The sequence below is a fragment of the Alistipes communis genome (assembly GCF_006542665.1).
GTDB lineage: Bacteria > Bacteroidota > Bacteroidia > Bacteroidales > Rikenellaceae > Alistipes > Alistipes communis.
Genome location: NZ_AP019735.1, coordinates 1697769 through 1718942 on the forward strand (window position 1 = coordinate 1697769; position 21174 = coordinate 1718942).

Below are 21174 nucleotides of genomic sequence, written 5' to 3' on the forward strand. Positions count from 1 at the left end.
GTTCAATATTATATTAAAATCCCGTAATGAGAAGATCTTGTCGATCGGAAGAGTAGTTGCATATCTCATTGTTTTTATTGGGGAATTGGATACTGCTGTCTAAAAACCAACCGTCTTGGTTTGCGTATTGCCCCCAGTTCATGTGGAAGAAGACATTCTGTGCATGATAGACCCTTTCGGAATCGAGTTCGATGTACCAAGGTCGTGGAAGTCCGTTGTTCAGCGCATATAACTTGTATTCCGTATAGGCGGTTATCGAGTTGCTGCCATCAATTACCCAAGCGTGGCCTTTATCGCGGGCTCTATCCTGTCCATCCGTATAGACTGGAAGATTGCTGTTCAGCATCGTATAGACGGTCGAGGCGTTATGACTCCTTTTCGAGCAACTGTATCCGTAACTTTCGAGAACCCGTTTCGCATGGTCGATATTGCTCGATCCGCTGTCGGATACGCGCAGTTCTCCGTGTAATTGCGCCAAAAAAGAGGATAAGGTCGAGTTGCTCGTTTCGTCAGGCATGTCCGACCAGTTGAAATAGGCGGGGTGTTGGTAGTAGCGCATCAGTTGGCCGACGGCGATGGTTACGCAGCCCAAGGGCTTTTCCCCGCCTATCTGTGAATTATAAGGTGCATATTGTCTCCATTTCGTCGTGAGGAACGGGCCTTTCTTTGTTCCCGATTCATGGTATTTGACCGTAATAATTCCCGACTCCATGCAGTTGTAGGGGGTGTCGACCCAAGCGTCGTCGCCGATAGCGGTTTCGCAGAAACGCTGATAGGCATCTTCGGGCATGTCGTCGGGTTTGATGGCCAAACGATACGTGTCGGCTCCTTCCGCGAACCATTTTCCATACCATTCGTTCTGGATGTCGTAGAACTCGTCGTCGGTCATTCGCGTTTGTACCCGTTCGGGGCGGGTGCGCTCTTCGTAGGGAAGCCATGCGGAGCGGCAGTCGAAGACGGCGGCGGAGTCGCGTGCGGCCTCGATCGTCTCGGTCATCTCCTGCAAGACGACGTCCAGCCCGCTCGGTTCGCGGTCGAGTGTGAAGGTGCCGCGGTCGATCTGCGCCAGGATAGGATAGCAGCGTTTGGTGGCGGAGATCAGCAGGTAGCCCTCTTGCAGGTTGACCGCATAGATTGCCGGACGCCCTGCTGCGTCGCGGATCGTCACGACGTTGCGGACGACTGCACCGCTGCCGGCACGGGTCGGACGGTTGCCGTTGCGGAAAATGCGGGCGACCGCCGCCGCGTCGCCTGCCGACAGATCGGAATCGTCTGCGACGAATTCCGCCGCCGGTGCGGGGAGAGAGGGCGTCGGGGCGGAGTCGGACAGTTCGGTTTGCTGACAGGCGCCGATTATGAGTGTAACGGAGATGACAAACGCTCCGAAAAGAGTTTTGTTTGGTTTCATAGGCGCATGTTTTTTTTAATTAGATTGGCTCTTAGTGCAAATATAATAAAAATCAAATGTAAAAGAAGGTATATTTGTAAAAAAAATAGCATCCCTTTTCAGGAATGCTACCTTCGTGCGAAACGGCAGGCGGAAAATTCTATTTTCCGTGCGCCTCTTTGAGAAGTTCTCCGAACTCTTTGAGCGACAGCGCCGTGACGTCGGGCTGCGGGTCGGCTGCCGAGGCGACCTCCTCGGTCGTCTCGCCCGAGAGTACCAGTACGCCCAGTGCGCCGGCGTTGCGGGCCATCGCTACGTCGGTATAGATGCGGTCGCCCACCATGGCGATCTCATCGGCGCGCAGGCCGAAGCGCTCCTTGATGCCGGTGAGCATGTTGGGATCGGGTTTGCCCAGCACGATGTCGGGCGTGCGTCCCGTGGCGTGTTCGAGGCACTTGCAGATCGAGCCGCAGTCGACCAGCACGACGGGCTGATCGGTAGGACATACGCGGTCGGGGTTCGTGGCGATGTAGGGGATGCCCTGCGATGCCCACCATGCGGCGCGGCACAGGCGCGGGTAGGTGAGCGTCATGTCGAAGGCGGCGACCACCACGTCGGGGACATCGTCGGCGCTGTCGGCCGTCGATTCGAAGCCGGCGGCCTCGAACTCCGAGATCATGCTCGGCGTACCCAGCAGGAAGAGTCGTTTGGCCGTCGGGTAGTGCGAGCGGATGTAGTCGATCGTGGCCAGCGCCGTGGTATACATCTCCTCGCGCGTGGCTTCGATGCCCAGCGTTTCGAGCTTGTGGAGGTAGTCGGCGATGCTCTTCGAAGGATTGTTCGTCAGGAACGAGTAGCCGATGCCCATCTCCGTCAGGTCGGAGAGGAACCGCTTGGTCCAGGGGAAGAGGGACATGCCCATGTAGATGGTGCCGTCCATATCGAGCGCCACGTGCCGGATGCGGCGGGCGCGTTCGAGAAGCTCCTCGTGCGGAAAGGGCGAGCGGTAGGAGTCGATTGTAGCCATGAATGTAATTTTAGTGCGGTTGCGTAAATTCGTGAAGTCCGGCCGCATGGAGCGGGCCGGACTTCGCAAAGATACGAAAAGTCGGGGGCAGAAGCAAACATTCATGTTTGATTATGTCGAGACGGAGTATCTAAGGCGAAGCCAAAGATACGAATAAGCCGGGCGCAATGTAAATTTATTTGCTTTTTGCCGGGCGGGAGCATCTAAGGCGCAAGTTGAAATAAAAATAAGCAAATGCAATGTCAGAATAAATTCGACATTGCATTTGCGGGATAAGGCGTCAGCCCAAGATGAAAATTCGCAGAATGACCTGACCGGTTATTCGGCGATCGCAGGATAGTTGTCCACCATCGGATAGTCCGTTTCGGCGGCCGTGGTGAAGACGTTCTGCGTGTAGACCTTGCCGAAACAGTCGGTTGCGCGGATCTCGACGGCCGCTTTGGCATCTTTGAGTTTGTAGTGGTAGAAGTGGTCGTAGGTGGTCTTGCCGTGCGAATCGGGATTCGCGCTCAGGACTCCCACGTGATAGCCCGCACCCCATGCGTCCAGCGATTTCTCGCGGGTCATCTCGCCGGTTTTGTTGCCGTTTTCATACACTTCGACCTTCCAGTTCCTGTCGTCCGAGTTCCAGATGTTGGCCACGATCTCGTCGGAGGCCGTGTAGGTGAACTTGTAGCCGCCCGCGAAGGTCGTCTCGCCCCGGTACATGCGGATCTGGAAATCCTTCGACAGCCGCGTGGGTTTGTAGTACCAGTTCTCGATCTTGCTGCCGGAGATGTCGTAGACGCCGTAACCGTTAGGGGTACCGTCGACGTTGATGGTCGATTTCCACCAGGCGCCGCAGACGGCACCGTGGATATGTTCGTAGACGTCGCCGTCGATATAGTTCTGGGCGTAGTGCGTGTGGCCGGCCATGATGTGGACGTTGTCGAACTCTTTGAGCAGGTTGCGCACGGTCTCGCGGTTGAACGACGTGGCGTTGCGCAGCGGAATATGCACGCAGAAGATGACGAGCTTCTCCTTCGGGACGAGGCTCAGATCCTGCCGCAGCCACTCGACCTGCGCATCGGTGAAGCCCCCTTCGTAGTCCGAGGGGTTGTGTTTCTCGTCCGTCAGCAGAACGTCGTCCATGGCGACGATGTGGGCGTTGCCCCGGTCGAAAGAGTAATCGCACGGGCCGAACTTGTATTCGAAGTTGCGGCGTCCGGCCAGATCGAAGTTGCTGCTCTCGTCGGTGACGGTGGGCGTCATGCAGTTGTCGTGGTTGCCCATCACCTGAAAGAGTTTCAATCCGATCTCGCTTTCGCGCATGGCCAGCGCGATGGGAGGCATCATCTGGTTGGTGACGTCTTTACTCCTCTCGTTGAAGATGATATCGCCCAGCGTAATGCCGTAGACGGGACCTTCGAGCGTCGAGACATGCGCGCGGATATCGGGCACGGACTCCTCCTTGAAACGGGCCAGATCCGTGTCTTTCTGTACCTGCGGATCGGCGATGCAGACCAGTTTGAAGTCGGTTTCGACCGCCTGCTGCGGCATCAGAACGAAGTCGTAGCGTTCCTGCGTCTTCGAAAGACGCTGCCAGAAGCAGGGACGGCCCTCCGACATCGGGATTTCACGGTCGGCGGGGATGCGGTAGAAGACATGGAAGGCGTCGGCATGGCGCGGCATCTGGTAGACGCCGTTGGCATCGGTCGCCACGCACGAGAAGCCGTCGCTCACGACGATTCCTCCGACCGGAGCGCCGTTGGGGTCCGTCACTACGCCGTAGAGATTGTTCCCCTCCTGGATCGGGGTGTTCAGCGGGGCCTGCGTATCGTCGTCGGAGCAGCCCGCGAAGAGCGCACCGGCGGCAAATAACAAAGAATATATGATTCGCTTCATTGTTTGAATGTGTTATGTTTTACGGATCGGATGTCTGCGGCGGCCGGCCCGAACCGACCGGCCGCCGCAGCGTCCGGGAGTGCTATTTCCAAGCTACGTTCTGTCCCAGATCGGGGTTCTTGTCGAGTGCCGTCTTCGGAATCGGGTGGACGTAGCGCTGCTCGTTGAAATAACGTTGCAGGTTGTAGACCAGACGGCCGCTGGCGCCGTCTTCGAGGGCGCGTTCCGAGTTGCGGACGATGTACTTCACGCCGGGTTCGCTGCCCGCCTTGTCGGTCACGCATACGTCGTTGACGCCGTCGTTGTTGAGGTCGTAGGCCTTGTCCACCTCACCGATGTAGATGCCGTACCACTGTTTGTTGAGCAGTCCGCCCAGATGCCAGCGCATCAGGTCGTCGTAGCGGCGTCCTTCGAGCAGCAGCTCGATGGCGCGTTCGCGGCGGATTTCCAGAATATCGCAGTCGGTGATCTTGGGGTTGCCGTCGTCGGTGCTGTAATAGGCGTTTTGCAGGTATTCGTCGATCTTCGTGGGACGGGTTCCGTCAACGCCGGCACGTTCGCGCAGCGGTTTGATCGTCTTGTCCCAGACCGCGTCGTCGAACTCGCCCAGCTCGGCTTTCGCCTCGGCGTAGTTGAGCAATACCTCGGCGTAGCGCAGGATCGGCAGGCAGTTCCAGCAGATGCCCGACGCTTCGTAGGAGTCGTCGTCGATGTTGAACTTGATGACCTGATAGCCCGTGTAGCTTACCGAGAGGTCGGGGGCGAAGAGCTTCGAGGTGCCTCCGACCAGTTTGCGGTATTCGGGCGAGATGACCGTCTGCTGCAAGCGGTAGTCGCGGTTTTCGAACTGCTCGGCGTAGGTCGTCGACTTGTAGTCGGCCCGGTCGGTGAAACGGCTGCCGTCGCGGTTCAGATAGGTGTAGACGAAGTCGGCGTCGAGCGACCAGCCCTGGCCCATCGACCCCGAGGTGAAGTACCACGTCACGTCGTGCCGGACGTTCTTCTCGTCGTTGTATTCGCGCGCCCACATCACCTCCTGTTTGAGCACGGAGGGCGACGTGAAGAGCGAACGGTATTGCGTGGCCACGTCGGCCGGCGAGTTGACGAGCGAGTAGACGCCCGCCTCCATCAGCTCTTCGCAGGCATCGGCCGCCTCGCGCAGCCATTTGTTGTCCTTGTTGTATTCGGGATCCCACGCCTTGCCCGTCGACGGATCGACGCGGTGGTATTTGCGGTAGGTTCCCTCGAAGAGGCAGATGCGCGACTTGATGGCCAGTGCGATGTAGCGGTTGATCTTCTGGTTGTTGACCCATGCCTCCGAGGTGTAGCAGTGTTCGCAGGCGTAGTTGAGGTCTTCGAGCACGCGCTCCATGACGTATTCGCGGCTGTCGCGGGGCTTGTAGAGGTCTTCCTCGCTGTCGGAACGGACGACGTGGTCGTACCAGGGCACTCCGCCGAAGGTCTTCACCAGTTCGAAATAGTTCCATGCCCGCCAGAAGCGCGCCGTACCCTCGTAGTGGGCGAAGGCCGCTTCGCTCACGCCCTGCGCTTCGTGCATCCGTTCGAGGAAGGTGTTGATGTAGTAGACGAAGTTCCATGTGCTGTTGCTCCAACCGCCTTGCAGCGAGGAGTTCCAGACGGGTTGGTAGAGGTAGCTCGACGTCTGTTTCACCTCGATGATGTCGCAGTTGCCGTCGCCGCGCGTGACGTCGCCCGAACTCGGCGTGTAGGAGTTCAGGAAGCCGTTGGTGTATTTCTCCAGCGAAGCTTCGTCCTTGAAATATTCGTCGGTGCCGATCTGCTCGATCGGCTGCTTGTCGAGGAAATCCTCGCAGGAGGCGAACGTCAGACAAGCCAGAGCCGCATAAATTATTCTTTTCATAGTTTCGTTCAAATTAGAAGGTGATACTCAAACCGATGCTGTACGAACGCATGACGGGATAACCGTCGCCGTCGCCCGAACCGTCGCCGCCGCGCGTGCTCGAAAAGTCGGAGTCGCCGGCGTAGATGTTCTCGGGGTCGTAGTTCTTGGCGTACTTTTTCAGCGGGGTGATCGTGAACAGGTTCTCGCCCGAAAGGTAGATGCGCAGGTTCTGGATGCCGATCTTGGTGAGCATCTGCTTGGGGAAGGTGTAGTCGATCGTCAGGTTTTTCAGACGCACGTAACGGGCCTTCTGCAAGTAACGGGTATTGGGCTGCGAAAGGATCGCATTCGCGCCCTGTGCCGTGTAACCGATCAGACGCGGCCAGTAGGCGTCGGTGTTCTGGTTGGCATCGGTGTAGCGGTCGTTGTGCCACGGCAGCGCGATGCTGTACGGCCGGCCGTACTGTCCCCAGAAGTAGCCCGACTCTTTGGCGGGATACCAGTCGCGGCGGCCGACGCCTTGCCAGACCATCGAGAGGCCGATGCCGTTCCAGCGTGCACCCGCGGCGAGGCTGTAACAGTAGCGGGGCGAGGTGTTGCCGATGATCGACAGGTCGCCGTGGTCTTCCAGCCGGTTGGAGCCGTTGTCGATGCGGCCGTCGCCGTTGAGGTCTTCGTATTTCGGGTCGCCCTTCTGCCATACGATCTTGTTCTGCGCGAACTTCGAGTAGTCGGCGTAGGTTTGCGCCTCTTCGTTGCTCTGGAACAGTCCGTTGCAGGTGTAGCCCCACAACTCGCCCAGCGTCATGCCTTCGTAGTAGTTGGTGGCGTAGTTGGTCGGCAGCGTGTTGGTCGTGGCCATGTATTTGGTCACTTTGGTCACGTTGTCCCAGATGGCGAATTTCAGGTTGTAGCTGAAATCCTTGCCGCCCAGTTTGAAGTTGTCGCGCCACGAGATGCTGGCCTCCCAGCCGTCGGTGCGCATGTCGGCGTAGTTGCCCTTGGGGGCGGAGTTACCGAATACGGCGGGAAGTTCGGGGCCGACGACGTACATGTCGGTCGTGTTCTTGCGGTAGATGTCCGCCACGATCGACAGCCGGCCGTTGAGCATCTCCCAGTCCAGACCCAGGTCGTAGGTGCTGACCGTCTCCCACGTCAGGCCGTCGGGGATGAGCGACGGTTTGTCGGCGTAGATCAGCGGGCTGTCGCCTGTCAGGAATCCGAGATTCTTCTTGATCGCGATCTTGCTCAGGAAAAGGTAGTTGTCGACTTGGCCGTTGCCGGTAGAACCGAACGAGGCGCGGATTTTCAGGTTGTCGAGCCAGCTTTTGGCTCCGGCCATGAAGGGCTCCTCCGAAATACGCCAGCCGACCGACGCCGAGGGGAAGAAGCCCCAGCGCTGGTTGCTCGGGAATTTCGAGTTGCCGTCGTAGCGGCCGCTCACCTCGACGAGGTATTTTCCCTTGTAGCCGTAGTTCACGCGGAAGAAGGTGCCCACGAGGCTGGCCGAGTAGCTGCCGTTGCCCTGCGCCTTGGGCAGTTCGCCGTCGGTAAGGCTCAGACTGGGGTGCTCGGGATCGATGACACCCGTATTCTGCCCCAGCGTGGAGGTGTAGTCCATGTTCTCGATGTTCCAGCCGCCCATGAGTTTGAGCCAGTGGTTTTCGCCCAGTTTCGGCGTCCACGTCAGCACGGCGTTGCTGGCCACGCGTTCGCGGTTGTAGTAGCGCTCCTCGTACCACGAGGTCGCGGGACGTTCGCCCGAACTTTCGGGCCCCGTGTAATAGGTGTAGGGCACGGCGAGCATGTGGCGCTCGGTGTGGTTGCGATAGTAGCTGACGTCGATCTCGCCGACCAGCACGTCCTTGATGAAATCGAGGGTGAATTTCGTTTTGTTGTTCAGGTCGAACTTGTCGTCTTCGCGCCACGTGTTCCCTTCGACGAATCCGGCCCAGCCCATGTAGACGGCCGCGTCGGTCCAGGTTCCGTCGGGGTTCTTTTCGAGCGTCATCGGGAAGCCCTGGTGGTTCATCATGCGCGTCGGGGTCACCGTGAACGACTGTCCGCCCGTGGTCAGCGTCGGCTGGTGCGAAAAACGGCTCATGAACGAGGTGGTGTTTTCGACGCGGAGCCATTTGGTCGCCTGCACGGTGCCTTTGGCCAATACGTTGTACTGGTTGTAGCGTTCGTCGCCGGCGTTGTAGATACCGTCCTGATGGAAGAAACGGCCCGACACGTAGTACGACGCCTTGTCCGTTCCGCCCGTAATCGAGAGGTTGTGCTGGTGTCCGGTGGTGTAGTCCTTGTAGAATATCTTGTACCAGTTGGTGTTGCCGAAGTACTCGTAGCGGTTGTCGGCAGGATTGATCCGCCACTTCTCGTAGGAGGGGTCGCTGTTGCGGCGTTCCAGTTCGCTGTACCATGCGCGGCTGAAACGGAAGACGTTGTTGATGTTGGTCGGATCGGTGGCGTAGCTGTTGGTGTACGCTTCGAGGTAGGAGGTCGTCCAGTCGTAGCCGTTGTCGACCAGTTCGGGCGTCACGGTGCGCTTGTAGAAGTTGTACGAACCGTTGTAGGTGATCTTCATCTGGCCTTTTTCGGGGCGTTTGGTGGTGATGAGGATGACGCCGAACGTACCGCGCGAACCGTAGACGGCCGTCGATGAGGCGTCCTTCAATACCGAGATGCTCTCGATGTCTTCGGAGTTGACCGTCGTGATGTCGGTCTCCACGCCGTCGACGAGGATGAGGGCCGAACCGCCCGCACCGATCGAGTTGGCGCCGCGCACCTGGAACGAGGCGCCGCGCGTGGGTTTACCGTCGGAGAAGGTGACCGTCAGGCCGGGGATGGCTCCCTGCAACGAACGCGACACGTTCTGGTAGGAGCCGATGCGGTCGGCGATATCCTTGCTGGATATCTGTTCGACAGCGCCTACGATGTCGCGCTTCTTCTGCACGCCGTAACCTACGACCACGACCTCTTCGAGCGAGGTGTTGTCTTCGGTCAGTACGACGTCGATCGTCGTTCGGTTGTTGATTTGGATGAGTTGGGATTGGTAGCCGATATAGCTGAAATTCAGCGACTCCTTGGCTGAGGCTTTGATGGTGTAGCGACCGTCGATGTCGGTAGAGGTGCCGCGCGCCGTGTTGGGGATCGTGACGGCTGCACCTATGATGGGATTACCGCTCTTGTCCTTGACTGTGCCGGTGATATTCCCCCCCCCTTGTGCGAAGGCACTGGTTGTCAGGGCAGTCAAAACAAGTGCGACCACGAAGAATCCCATACGCCGGCAGCGGTTCGCGAGCGTGCGGACTCCTCTCTGAGTAGGACATTGTTTCATTGTTAAAACAGTTTAAGTTAACATTCGGTTGGGTTCGGACATCCGTGTCGGATTTTTAAATTATTTAAAATATGAAAGTCCGGTACGGGAATCCTCACGTTGCAGACTGATCCGATCTAAACTGTTCCGGGAGGGATGAAAAAGGTTCGGTTAGTTTCTGTTCATTTGTTTTGATGTGTGTTTTAAGGTTTGGTTTCGTGCTCTTTTGGAGAGCGGGTTATGGCTTTATAGATGCAAATGTAAATTTATTATTTGTTTTATGCAATAATTTATACGATAATTTTTTGAAGAGATCCGATAACACGCGACGAAGGAAAAATCGGCGAAGAGCGTCGAAATCGGAGCCGTCTCTCTTTTCCGGAAAGGTTTCTGCCGTGTGCCGGAGCGTGTTTTTCAGGGCGCGTTTTGGATTATTTTAGGATTGTCGGCGATATCTACTGAAAAATATTATTTTCGAAAAATTTGGATACAATGAAAAATTGTGTACATTTGTTTTCGCAAGCTGATCTGAAATTCTTTCTTGGAGGCGGGGCGCATCGCAGGGATGCTTCCCGAAAACTATTTTTACCAATAGTATTACTCTAATACCGACGAATTTTATGAAACTAACGAAATGGATGGCTGCAACCGCGCTGTTCCTGTCCTTTGGCGTTGCCGGTTGTACCGACGACATTACCGACGAGGTGAGCCAATTGACACGCAATACCGACGAGGTGAGTGTGGCTTATAATAAGGATGCGACCGCCCGGATCTCGGTCCGTGTGCCGGGGGCATGGTCCGCATCGGTGGCATGTAAGGACGCCGCAGGGCAGGAGACGGCGGCCTGGTTGCGACTCGATCCCGCCGAAGGGGTCGGCAACGGCAAGGATTACCAGTGGATCACGGCGATCGCCGACCGCAACCTCGGCGGCGAGCGCGAAGCCGTGATTACGATCGTGGGCGCTACGCGCGGCGATGCCGTCGAGGTGAAGGTCACGCAGGACGACGGTACCTTCACGGTGAAAAAACCCGTGCTTTCGGGCGACCTGAAAGCCAATGTCGCATCGAATGCGCTGCTGGCCGTGGAGTACGACAAGGCGAAGGGCGGCGAACCCGTCGAGATGACCTTTACGTTCGACGGCGACAATCGCGGGCTGGCGATCAAGAACTACACGGGAACGATCGAAGGCGAGGGCAGCGGCAAGATCGAATTGCCGATCACGGGAACCCCCTCCGATATCGGCGTGGTGAAACTCAACATGAAAATGACCATCGAGGGCAAGACGATCTTCGACGACGTGATTTCGCTCAATATCCAGTCCGAGAATTTCATCTTCTCGATGGACTTCGGCAAATTCGTCTGGGGCGGCGACCTGATGGCCAATAAGAAGGGCAAGTGTCCCGGCGGGAAACAGGTTTCCGGTCAGGATATTACGGGCCTCGAAGAGGCCGACGGCGAGGTCTCGGTGGGAACCGACGGCGCGGGCGACGCCTTCAAGTCGCTGGGTGAGACCTACCGCATCAACCGCGATCTGGTCGGTTGGCAGGGAGAGCGTGTCTACGAACACCCGGGTTACATCAAGCTCGGAACGGGCAGCAACAACGGTTGGATTCAGACGCCGAAAATGGACAAACTCTCTTCGGCGCCGCAGACCGTCGTCGTGTCGTTCGACATCTCGCTGTACGATAAATCCGACGATCTGATCCTCTTCACGGCCGAAGGCGCAGGTTCGGTCGAGGGCGGCGGCAACATCTCGCTGCCGACCTTCTCGGGCTGGGCGAACGCCAAGTGGACGACCTGCACGTTCGTGGTCAACGGCGCCACTTCGGCCACGTCGTTCAAGTGGGCGTCGACCAAGACGGACGGCAAGGGCCGTTTCGTGCTGGACAACATCTCGGTGATGTCGTCCGCCGTCAAGGAGCGCACCGAACCGTTGGAGAAGGTCGATGCGGAACGGATTCTCTATACGAGCGGAGCGAATTCGATCGAGGTGGAGTGGCCGGGCGTCGCCGACGCGACGGGTTATGAAGTAGCCCTCGTGCCGCAGGAGAACCCCTCGTTCGTGAACAAGGCGGTGGTTCCCGCCGCAGAGGGAGTCGACGATGTTTTCTCGCACGAATTTACCGACTTGCAGCCGGGATTCTACATCTTCGAGATCGTCGCGCTCTACGAGCCGAATCCCGAGTTCGATTCGGAGAAGGTCTCCGTCCTGCTCGGTACCGAAGGCTTCCTGGCCGGCCCGTTGAAGACGCCCGAGGCGACCGCTTCGGCGACGTCGTATGCGGTGACGATCAGTTGGGAGACGGTGAGCGGCGCGAGCGGCTACAAGGCCGTGCTCAAAGAGGCCGGTGCCGTGGTGAAGGAGCAGAGCGTGGATGCCGACGCGCTGTCGTGCACCTTCGGCGAACTGACGCCCGACCGTGACTATGCCGTTGCGGTGCAGGCGCTCTACGAGAGCAAGCCCGAATACAATTCGGAGTTCACGGCCGACATCGCCGTGCATACGCCGGCGTTGCTGACCCGCCCTGTCGTGCATCTCTACGACGGATTCGAGGTGACGCACAACATGGCCATCGTCGAGTGGGATATCGACGCGGCGCAGCAGTCCGACACCAAGACGTCGCTCCAGCTGCTCGAAGGGTCGAAACTGATCTACAACTTCTCGAAGTGGGGGCTGCCCAGCGCCAAATACAAATTCCCGCGCTTCGTATTCGGCGGTCTCAAAGCGAATACGACCTACACGGCGCGCATTCAGCGCATCTCGGCCGACGCCTCCAAGTTCGGCGATTCGGAGTGGGGTGAATATACCTTCACTACGACGGCGAAGGAGGATCATTCCGACTGTCTCTTCTATGCTGATTTCAACGAACATTGGTGGGGCGGCAACGGTGCGGCCATCGCATTCGGCATGTATCCCAAGACGGAGAAGGACGATCTGACGGGCGACCTGACCCAGTTGGCCTATACGTCCGGCACGCCGGTCAAGAACATGCCCAACCCCAACAGCGGTTGCGGCGCGGTGCCGGCCGATTACCACCGGCTCTTCCTTTCGCAGTGGGACGCTTCGAAGCTGCCTACGGCGACGGAGGATTACATGCTGCGTTCGTATCTGACCGCAGGTATCCTGAAATTCGGTTCTACGGAGAACAACGGCTACATGCCGATTCCGTATATGACCTCGTTGACCGGTCCGACGACCGTGGTGCTGACTTTCAAGTCGTCGCCCTATTGCGAACCGAACACTTCGACAGGCGATCTGGAAGTCGGTAATGCTGTCCTGGATGGCCGTGAAGGCGTCTGGGTGCGTCTGAAAGAGGCCGACGGTGCGAAGATCGTCAAGGCGGACGGTGTCGCCGTCGCAGCGGAAAATGCGACGGACGTTCTGGTGAAGCACAAACTCCCGGCCGAATACGGTGCCAACAGCAAGAAGTGCTTCGAGTTTACCGACCACGAGGTCGTGATCGAAGGCGTGACGGCCAAAACGCTGATTCAGATCTATACCAAACTGTATAAGGCGACGGCCGAGTACGACAAATACAATACGCCGGGCGACCGTGCCTGGATCGACGACGTGATCGTCAAGAAACAGTAAACGCCCTCTCTTTTTAGCGGTTTTCGCGGCGGACGGCCCTTTGGGTCGTCCGCTTTTTTGCGGGTGCGGGTGCCCGTGCGGAAAATATCGGCCGGAGATTCCGGCCGTGAGAGACAGAGCGACGTTGTCGATAAGCCAAATGGGCAGAGCCGCGCTTGTTCGGACTATGCCGAGGCGAGAAAACGAAGAGAGAAAATCAACGCTTTTTTGCAGAACTCGTCGATATTTACTATATTTACGCAATTAAAATCGAAACAAACCGAATATGTTGAGCGTAGCCGAAAGACACAAATACATTCTCGATCATCTGAACAAATACGGCTTCGTGCGCATCACCGACGTGGCCAACGAATTGGGCGTGACGAAGGTGACGATCCGCAAGGACGTCAAGATACTGGAAGCGAAGGGGCTGTTGTACAAGGTACACGGCAGCGCCCGTTCGGCCAATCCCCACGTGGCGGATACCGACGTCCACGTGAAGGGCAATGTCAACCGCGAGGAGAAGGAGCGCATCGCCCGGAAGGCGGTCGAACTGCTCAACGACAACGATTCGATCATCATGGCTTCGGGATCGACGATCTATGCGTTCGCCGAGGCGATCAAGCGCGAGTTCCGCTCGCATCTCAACGTGGTGACCACGTTCCTCAAAACCTCGGTGCTGCTCAACGACGTCGAGGAGATCAACGTCGTGCAGCTGGGCGGGTGCGTCCACAAGAAGTCGTTGTCGGCGATCGGCGGTTACGCCGAGGCGGCGCTGAGCGATTTCAGCTGCTCGAAGCTCTTCTTCGGGGTCGACGGCATCGATCTGGAACACGGGATCACCACCTCGACGATCGAGGAGGCGAAGCTCACGCAGGTGATGATGCGCTCGGCGTCGAAGATCATCATTCTGGCCGACTCGTCGAAGTTCGGGCAGCGCGGTTTCGGCCGTATCTGTTCGCTCGAAGAGATCGACGTGATCGTGACCGACAGCCGCATTTCGGAGCAGGCGGTCGCCATGGCCGAGGAGGCGGGTGTCGATCTGGTGATCGCATAGGGCGGAGCCGCACTGCGCGGCGGTATGCTTCCGGGTAAATTGGAAACGCCCCTTTGCAGCTCTCTGCAAAGGGGCGTTTCCCGTCGCACGGCGGCGGAACCGCTGCGAGACGGTTTATTTCGGGATTCCGTAGACGGCCTTGTCGCCCAGCTCCTCGGCGATGCGGAGCAGCTGGTTGTATTTGGCCATGCGGTCGGTGCGCGACATCGAACCGGTCTTGATCTGGCCGGCGTTGGTCGCTACGGCCAGATCGGCGATCGTCGTGTCCTCGGTCTCGCCCGAGCGGTGCGAGATGACGGCCGTGTAGCCGGCGCGCTGTGCCATGGCGATGGCGTCGAGCGTCTCGGTGAGCGTGCCGATCTGGTTGACCTTCACCAGAATCGAGTTGGCGCAGCGGCGCTCGATGCCCTTGCGCAGGAATTCGACGTTGGTGACGAACAGGTCGTCGCCCACCAGCTGGCAGCGGGCGCCCAGACGTGCGGTGAGCATCTCCCAGCCCTCCCAGTCGTTTTCGGCCATCCCGTCCTCGATCGAATCGATCGGGTACTTCTCCACCAGTGCGGCGAGATACTCGACCTGCTCGGCTGCGTTGCGGCGGGCGCCCTTTTCGCCTTCGAACGTCGTGTAGTCGTAGAGACCGTCGCGGTAGAACTCCGACGAGGCGCAATCCATGGCGATCGAGACGTCGCCCTGCTCGTCGCAGCGGCCGGCGCGGTAGCCGGCGGCGTGGATCGCCTCGATGATCGTTTCGATGGCGTCTTCCGTACCGTTGAGCGCAGGCGCGAATCCGCCCTCGTCGCCCACGGCCGTCGAGAGGCCGCGTTTGTGAAGCACCTTTTTCAGGGCGTGGAACACCTCGGCACCCATGCGCACCGCTTCGGGGAAGGTGCGGGCGCCGATCGGCCGGATCATGAACTCCTGGAAAGCGATCGGTGCGTCGGAGTGCGAACCGCCGTTGATGATGTTCATCATCGGCACGGGCAGCACGTGTGCGTTCACGCCGCCGATGTAGCGGTAGAGCGGCACGCCGAGGTAGTTGGCCGCGGCATGTGCCGCAGCGAGCGATACGCCCAGCAGGGCGTTGGCGCCGAGATTCGATTTGGTCGGGGTGTGGTCGGCGGCCAGCAGGGCACGGTCGATGCCGGTCTGGTCGAGCACGCTCATTCCCGTGAGCAGGGGAGCCAGCGTCCGGTTGACGTTCTCCACGGCCTTCTGAACCCCTTTGCCGCCGTAACGGCGGGGATCGCCGTCGCGCAGTTCGAGCGCTTCGTGTTCGCCGGTCGAGGCGCCGCTGGGTACGGCCGCACGGCCGTGGGCACCCGATGCCGTCGTGATTTCGACCTCGACGGTCGGGTTGCCCCGCGAGTCGAGAATCTCTCGTGCATGTACATCTACAATTTGCATAGTCGTATTGTTTTTTGCGTTTGTTTTATTTGTTAATTATCAATTTGATAACGGAATCGTCCGCCGGTTTATTGTGCGGCGGGGAGACCTTTTCGCGCTTTTCGTGCGGCGACAGAGCACCGGACGGTGCGCTCTGCATCGTCGTGTGCAATGCGTGTGCCGAATCGGGGCTGCGGGGCGGGAATTCAGCCGGCGAACGGCGCGTCGTTGACGAGCAGCGACGAATCGCCGTAGCTCAGGAACCGGAAATCGTTCCGGAGGGCATAGTCATAAATTCTGTGCCAATCTTCGCCGACGTAGGCCGAAACCAGCAGCAGCAGGGTCGATTTGGGCTGGTGGAAATTGGTGACGATCGCCCGCACGATGCGCCAGCGGTAGCCCAGCGGTGCGATCATGATCTGCGTCGAGGCTTTCAGCGTGCCGAGGTCGTTCCGCTCCATGTAGGCCAGCAGTTCTTCCAGCGCTTCGCGGCCGGTGTAGGAGGCCGGGATGTCGTAGAGTTCCCATTGGCCGACCGCGCGCATTTCGTCGGGCGATCCTTCGCGCCGGATGCGCCAGGCCAGCGCCGCCAGCGATTCGAGCGTGCGTACCGAGGTGGTGCCCACGGCGACGATGTGGCCCCAGCGGTGCAACAGCCGTTCGACGGTCGTGCGGCGGATCTCGAAATGTTCGGTGTGCATCGCGTGGCGGCAGGCGTCGTCGTCCTTGACGGGAAGGAAGGTGCCGGCTCCGACGTGGAGCGTCACCTCTTCGAACTCGACGCCTGCGGCGCCGAGCGACGCGATCAGTTCGGGGGTGAAGTGCAGTCCCGCCGTCGGCGCGGCCACCGAACCTTCGAATTTGGAGTAGACGGTCTGGTAGCGCGTGTAGTCGATCTGCTGGCTGTCGCGGTTCAGGTAGGGCGGAATCGGAATCCGTCCCAGCAGTTCGAGCAGCTCTCCGAACGTGAGGTCGGCCTCCCACTCGAACCGCACGATCTGCTCGCGGCCGCCGGTGCCCGTGCGGTAGGCGCGCAGTTGCTGCGGGGTGCCGTCGAGCGTGAAGTCGATCACGAGCGCTCCTTCCTTCCACTTTTTGAGATTGCCCACGATACAGCTCCATGCGCACTTCCCCTTGACGGCGAAGGCGCGTTCGTAGTCGGCCGGCGCGTGGGGTTCGAGGCAGAAGACCTCGATGCGGGCGCCCGAAGGCTTGTGCATGATGATGCGTGCGCGGATGACCTTCGTATTGTTGAAGACCAGCATCGCCCCCTCGGGCAGCTCTTCGCCCAGCCGGTCGAAGCGGCTCTCCGAGATCGCGCCGTTGCGGTAGACGAGCAGCTTGGAGGCGGAGCGTTCGGCCAGCGGGAATTTGGCGATGCGCTCGTCGGGCAGATCGTAGTCGAATTGGTTGATGTCGATATGGCGTTCCATGTTCGGGCGGTTTACGCCTGCAAAATTACAATTTAATCCGCACCGTCGGGTCTTTCCGTCGGGCTTTTCCCGCAAAAAAGTCGCGGCGGTTGCAGCCGGCGGTCCTTTTTCGACGTACAGACGGTGCGGAGTCGCCGAAAATCGCTACCTTTGCAACCGTACAATCAACTCTGTCCGTGATGAAACGAGTACTCCTGACGGCGGTCGCGCTCTTGTTCGGCGCCGCTGCGTTCGCCCAGCCGTCGGCCTCGGTCGAGACGCTGGCGCGGAAATACGCCGACCGCGACGGTGCGCTAGTCATGCGGCTCGACAGTACGATGGTCGGCCTGGTGAAGTTGCGCGTGGCCGCGCTGCCCGATTCGTTGCGGCGTTCCGCGGCACTGCTGGACAAGGTGAGCGGCATGACCAACATCATGCTGATGACTGGACTGGCGCGCACGCTCGATCCCGCCGCCGATACGACGGCTTTCGTGCGGCTGGAAAGCGATTTCCGCGCCGACATGGCCGCACTGACGGCCGAACCCGCGCGCAGGCGGCTGTTCCGCGAACGGGAGGCGGGCGTGGAGGTCGCGGGCTATTACTTGGCCGCGCCTTCGGGCGAGGCCGAACTGGTGCTGGTCGTTTCGGGAGGCGGCAACGAGGCGCTGTGCGTGCTCGGCGGCCGTTTCGGCGAGGAGGAGGCCCTGCGTTTGGCGACGATGCAGCGCGAGCACCTGCTCGGTCGCGGCGGTACGCGATAGGGCCAGACGGGCGACGGAACGGAAAAACCTCGCCGTCTTTTCCGCGTGTCGTGAAAAATCGTTACTTTTGTGCCACTTAATCGTACTTTTGAGATGCAAACCGATTTTCTGGTGATAGGTTCCGGTGCGGCGGGTCTGAGCTTCGCGCTCAAAGCGGCCGAACACGGCCGTGTCACCGTCGTCACCAAAGGCGAATTGGACGAGTGCAACACCAACTATGCGCAGGGCGGTATCTGTTCGGTGACGTATGCCCCCGACACGTTCGAAAAACACATCCGCGATACGCTGGTGTGCGGCGCCGGAAAATGCGATCCGGCCGCCGTGGAGCTGGTGGTGCGCCGTGCTCCCGAGCTGATCCGCGACCTGATCGCATGGGGCACGCGCTTCGACAAGACGCCCGACGGGCGGTTCGAGCTGAACCGCGAGGGGGGCCACTCGGAGCACCGCATCCTGCACTACGAGGACCTGACGGGCGCCGAGATCGAACGTGCGCTGGTGGCTTCGGTGCGGCGTCATCCCAACATCACCCTGCTGGAACGGCACTACGCCGTCGACCTGCTGACGCAGCATCACCTGGGCGAGTTCGTCACGCGCCACACGCGGGGCGTCACCTGCTTCGGCGCCTATGTGCTCGATCTGATGACGAATGCGATCGAAACCGTGCTGGCGAAGTTCACCGTAGTGGCTGCCGGCGGTTGCGGCAACGTCTATTCGACCACGACCAATCCCGTGGTGGCTACCGGCGACGGCATCGCCATGTGCCACCGGGCGAAGGCCATCACGGAGAACATGGAGTACATCCAGTTCCACCCCACGTCGCTCTACAATCCGGGCGAACGCCCGTCGTTTCTCATCACGGAGGCGATGCGCGGCTTCGGTGCCATCCTGCGCCTGCAAAACGGCGAGGAGTTCATGGACAAGTACCATCCGATGAAGTCGCTCGCGCCGCGCGACGTGGTGGCGCGTTCGATCTACCGCGAGATGCAGCTGCACGGCCAGGAGTTCGTCTATCTGGACGTGACGCACAAACCCGCCGACGCGATCCGCAGCCACTTCCCCAATATCTACGAGAAGTGTCTCTCGATCGGTATCGACATCACGAAGGACTGGATTCCCGTCACGCCCGCGGCGCACTACTGCTGCGGCGGGGTGAAGGTCTCGACCGACGGCGAGACCTCCATCCGCCGGCTCTATGCGCTGGGCGAAACCTCCTGCACGGGGCTGCACGGCGCCAACCGGCTGGCCTCCAATTCGCTCATCGAGGCGGTGGTCTACGCCGACCAGGCGGCGCGCCATGCCGTGGCGCAGCTGGATCGGGTCACGATCCAGGAGGGTATTCCCGACTGGAATTTCGAGGGAACGGCCACGGCCGAGGAGATGCTGCTCGTGATCCAGTCGAAGCGCGAGTTGCAGCAGATCATGTCCAACTACGTGGGCATCATCCGTTCGAATCTCTACCTCAAACGCGCCATGCGCCGTCTGGAAACGCTCTGGCACGAGACGGAGGAGCTCTACGGCAAGACGACGCCCAACCGCGAGTTGTGCGAACTGCGCAACATGATTACGGTCGCCTACCTTATTATCAAGCAGGGGCGCGAGTTGAAGGAGTCGGTCGGCTGCCACTACAATACGGACTATCCGCCCGAGACGGCGGCCGAGTGAAGCGAGCGGCGGATGCCGGCGCGGTTTCCCGCAAAGACGGGAGCCGGAATAGAAACAGTTGACAATGGAATAGCAGGGAGCAGCGGTTCGCCGCTCCCGACCGTAACGATATGACTTTACAGGAAGAGATCACCCGGCGGCGGACGTTCGCCATCATTTCGCACCCCGACGCCGGCAAGACGACCCTTACCGAGAAGTTGCTGCTCTTCGGCGGCGCGATCCACGTGGCGGGCGCCGTCAAGAGCAACAAGATCAAGAAGGGCGCGACGTCCGATTTCATGGAGATCGAACGGCAGCGCGGCATCTCGGTGGCCACCTCCGTCATGGGATTCGAGTATAACGGAGTGAAGATCAATATTCTCGATACGCCCGGCCACGAGGATTTCGCCGAGGACACCTACCGCACGCTGACGGCCGTCGATTCGGTCATCATCGTCATCGACGGCGCCAAGGGCGTCGAGCAGCAGACGCGCCGCCTGATGGAGGTGTGCCGGATGCGCAAGACGCCGGTGATGGTCTTCATCAACAAGCTGGACCGCCCGTGCAAGGACCCCTTCGACCTGCTGGACGAGGTGGAGCGCGAGTTGCGCATCAAAGTACGTCCGCTGGCCTTTCCGATCTCCAACGGCCCGACGTTCAAGGGCGTTTACAACATCTATGCGCACGGTCTGTCGCTCTTCACCTCCGACGAGCGGCAGACGGCTACGGCGTCGACCGTCGAAATCCGCGATCTGGCTGCACCGGAGCTCGACGCGCATGTGGGCGAGCGCTATGCCCGCCAGCTGCGCGAGGATTCGGAACTGATCGAGGGCGTCTACGATCCCTTCGACCGCGACGCCTATCTGGCGGGCGATCTGGCGCCGGTCTTCTTCGGCTCGGCGATCAACAATTTCGGCGTGCGCGAGCTGCTCGAATGTTTCATCGACATCGCCCCCTCGCCGCGCCCCTCGCAGACCGAGACGCGGCGCGTGGAGCCGGCCGAGGAGAAGATGACGGGCTTCGTCTTCAAGATCCACGCCAACATGGACCCCAACCACCGCGACCGCATCGCCTTCCTGAAAATCTGCTCCGGCCGCTTCGAGCGCAACCGCAACTACCTGCACGTGCGCAGCGGCAAGCAGCTCAAATTCTCGTCGCCGACGGCCTTCATGGCCGAGAAGAAGTCGGTGATCGACGAGGCCTATCCGGGCGATATCGTGGGTCTGCACGACACGGGAACCTTCAAGATCGGCGATACGTTCACCGAAGGCGAGAAGCTCAAATTCACGGGCATTCCCTCGTTCGCTCCCGAGCAGTTCCGTTATATAGAAAACGCCGATCCGCTGAAATTCAAGCAGCTGGCCAAAGGCGTCGATCAGCTGATGGACGAAGGCGTGGCGCAGCTGTTCACGTCGCAGCTCAACGGCCGGCGCATCATCGGTACGGTCGGCGCGCTGCAATTCGAGGTGATCCAGTACCGCTTGGAACACGAGTACGGCGCCAAGTGCCGCTGGGAGCCGATCTCGATCTACAAGGCGTGCTGGATCGAAAGCGACGATGCCGGGCAGCTGGCCGATTTCAAGCGCCGCAAGCACACCAACATGGCGGTCGACAAGCACGGCCGCGACGTCTTTCTGGCCGATACGAGCTATGCGCTGACGCTGGCGCAGGAGAACTTCAAGGAGATCCGCTTCAAGTTCACATCGGAGTTTTAGGGTGCGAGGATGTGTGTTTTAAAACCGTCCGGATTCGTTTCGGACGGTTTTTTTATCGTCGTAAAACATAAGAAAAACATACTTTTTGCGTTGAATACCTGAAAAGAAGTTTATCGGCGAGGTAAAATCGACCGTTTTCGTTAAGCCGAGCG

At 59.5% G+C, this 21174-nt stretch carries 12 protein-coding genes; 5 read left to right on the plus strand and 7 right to left on the minus strand.

The window, feature by feature from the left end; genetic code table 11:
• Nucleotides 1-13 precede the first annotated feature (13 nt).
• The 5 genes from FMF02_RS07070 to FMF02_RS07090 form a co-directional block, all read right to left on the minus strand.
• Nucleotides 14-1408, minus strand: a complete 1395-nt coding sequence (locus FMF02_RS07070) for a C10 family peptidase (RefSeq protein WP_141412625.1) — start codon at nucleotides 1406-1408, stop codon at nucleotides 14-16.
• 139 nt (nucleotides 1409-1547) lie between these two features.
• Nucleotides 1548-2414 (minus strand): HAD-IIA family hydrolase, encoded by an 867-nt coding sequence (locus tag FMF02_RS07075; protein WP_141412626.1) that lies wholly within the window; start codon nucleotides 2412-2414, stop codon nucleotides 1548-1550.
• A 318-nt stretch (nucleotides 2415-2732) separates the two neighbouring features.
• Entirely contained in the window at nucleotides 2733-4298 is a 1566-nt protein-coding gene (locus FMF02_RS07080; protein ID WP_244611547.1) for a calcineurin-like phosphoesterase C-terminal domain-containing protein, read from the minus strand.
• A gap of 82 nt (nucleotides 4299-4380) precedes the next feature.
• On the minus strand, nucleotides 4381-6180 hold the full coding sequence (locus FMF02_RS07085; protein ID WP_019130476.1) for a RagB/SusD family nutrient uptake outer membrane protein: 1800 nt from the start codon (nucleotides 6178-6180) through the stop codon (nucleotides 4381-4383).
• Between the two features lie 13 nt (nucleotides 6181-6193).
• Nucleotides 6194-9502: a SusC/RagA family TonB-linked outer membrane protein gene (locus FMF02_RS07090; protein ID WP_141412627.1), complete on the minus strand. Its 3309-nt coding sequence runs from the start codon at nucleotides 9500-9502 to the stop codon at nucleotides 6194-6196.
• 599 nt (nucleotides 9503-10101) lie between these two features.
• Between FMF02_RS07090 and FMF02_RS07095 the strand changes: the two genes are divergently transcribed.
• Nucleotides 10102-13074 (plus strand): hypothetical protein, encoded by a 2973-nt coding sequence (locus tag FMF02_RS07095; protein WP_141412628.1) that lies wholly within the window; start codon nucleotides 10102-10104, stop codon nucleotides 13072-13074.
• Nucleotides 13075-13339: 265 nt separating this feature from the next.
• Entirely contained in the window at nucleotides 13340-14110 is a 771-nt protein-coding gene (locus tag FMF02_RS07100) for a DeoR/GlpR family DNA-binding transcription regulator (RefSeq protein ID WP_019130473.1), read from the plus strand.
• 114 nt (nucleotides 14111-14224) lie between these two features.
• On the opposite strand, the gene eno is transcribed toward FMF02_RS07100, so the two are convergent.
• Entirely contained in the window at nucleotides 14225-15514 is a 1290-nt protein-coding gene (gene eno, locus FMF02_RS07105; protein WP_141412629.1) for a phosphopyruvate hydratase, read from the minus strand.
• 185 nt (nucleotides 15515-15699) lie between these two features.
• Nucleotides 15700-16926: an S-adenosylmethionine:tRNA ribosyltransferase-isomerase gene (locus tag FMF02_RS07110; protein WP_141412630.1), complete on the minus strand. Its 1227-nt coding sequence runs from the start codon at nucleotides 16924-16926 to the stop codon at nucleotides 15700-15702.
• A 179-nt stretch (nucleotides 16927-17105) separates the two neighbouring features.
• On the opposite strand from FMF02_RS07110, the gene FMF02_RS13655 reads away from it, so the two are divergent.
• The 3 genes from FMF02_RS13655 (at nucleotide 17106) to FMF02_RS07125 (ending at nucleotide 21022) form a co-directional block, all read left to right on the plus strand.
• On the plus strand, nucleotides 17106-17666 hold the full coding sequence (locus FMF02_RS13655) for a hypothetical protein (RefSeq protein ID WP_162502282.1): 561 nt from the start codon (nucleotides 17106-17108) through the stop codon (nucleotides 17664-17666).
• Nucleotides 17667-17759: 93 nt separating this feature from the next.
• Nucleotides 17760-19328, plus strand: a complete 1569-nt coding sequence (gene nadB / locus FMF02_RS07120) for an L-aspartate oxidase (protein ID WP_141412631.1) — start codon at nucleotides 17760-17762, stop codon at nucleotides 19326-19328.
• Between the two features lie 110 nt (nucleotides 19329-19438).
• Complete coding sequence (locus FMF02_RS07125; protein ID WP_141412632.1) at nucleotides 19439-21022, plus strand: peptide chain release factor 3; 1584 nt, start codon at nucleotides 19439-19441, stop codon at nucleotides 21020-21022.
• Nucleotides 21023-21174: the final 152 nt, after the last annotated feature.

Coding starts and splice junctions, on each gene's coding strand:
- FMF02_RS07070 (WP_141412625.1), bottom strand. CDS start 1,408: ATGAAACCAAACAAAACTCTTTTCGGAGCGTTTGTCATCTCCGTTACA.
- FMF02_RS07075 (WP_141412626.1), bottom strand. CDS start 2,414: ATGGCTACAATCGACTCCTACCGCTCGCCCTTTCCGCACGAGGAGCTT.
- FMF02_RS07080 (WP_244611547.1), bottom strand. CDS start 4,298: ATGAAGCGAATCATATATTCTTTGTTATTTGCCGCCGGTGCGCTCTTC.
- FMF02_RS07085 (WP_019130476.1), bottom strand. CDS start 6,180: ATGAAAAGAATAATTTATGCGGCTCTGGCTTGTCTGACGTTCGCCTCC.
- FMF02_RS07090 (WP_141412627.1), bottom strand. CDS start 9,502: ATGAAACAATGTCCTACTCAGAGAGGAGTCCGCACGCTCGCGAACCGC.
- FMF02_RS07095 (WP_141412628.1), top strand. CDS start 10,102: ATGAAACTAACGAAATGGATGGCTGCAACCGCGCTGTTCCTGTCCTTT.
- FMF02_RS07100 (WP_019130473.1), top strand. CDS start 13,340: ATGTTGAGCGTAGCCGAAAGACACAAATACATTCTCGATCATCTGAAC.
- eno (WP_141412629.1), bottom strand. CDS start 15,514: ATGCAAATTGTAGATGTACATGCACGAGAGATTCTCGACTCGCGGGGC.
- FMF02_RS07110 (WP_141412630.1), bottom strand. CDS start 16,926: ATGGAACGCCATATCGACATCAACCAATTCGACTACGATCTGCCCGAC.
- FMF02_RS13655 (WP_162502282.1), top strand. CDS start 17,106: ATGAAACGAGTACTCCTGACGGCGGTCGCGCTCTTGTTCGGCGCCGCT.
- nadB (WP_141412631.1), top strand. CDS start 17,760: ATGCAAACCGATTTTCTGGTGATAGGTTCCGGTGCGGCGGGTCTGAGC.
- FMF02_RS07125 (WP_141412632.1), top strand. CDS start 19,439: ATGACTTTACAGGAAGAGATCACCCGGCGGCGGACGTTCGCCATCATT.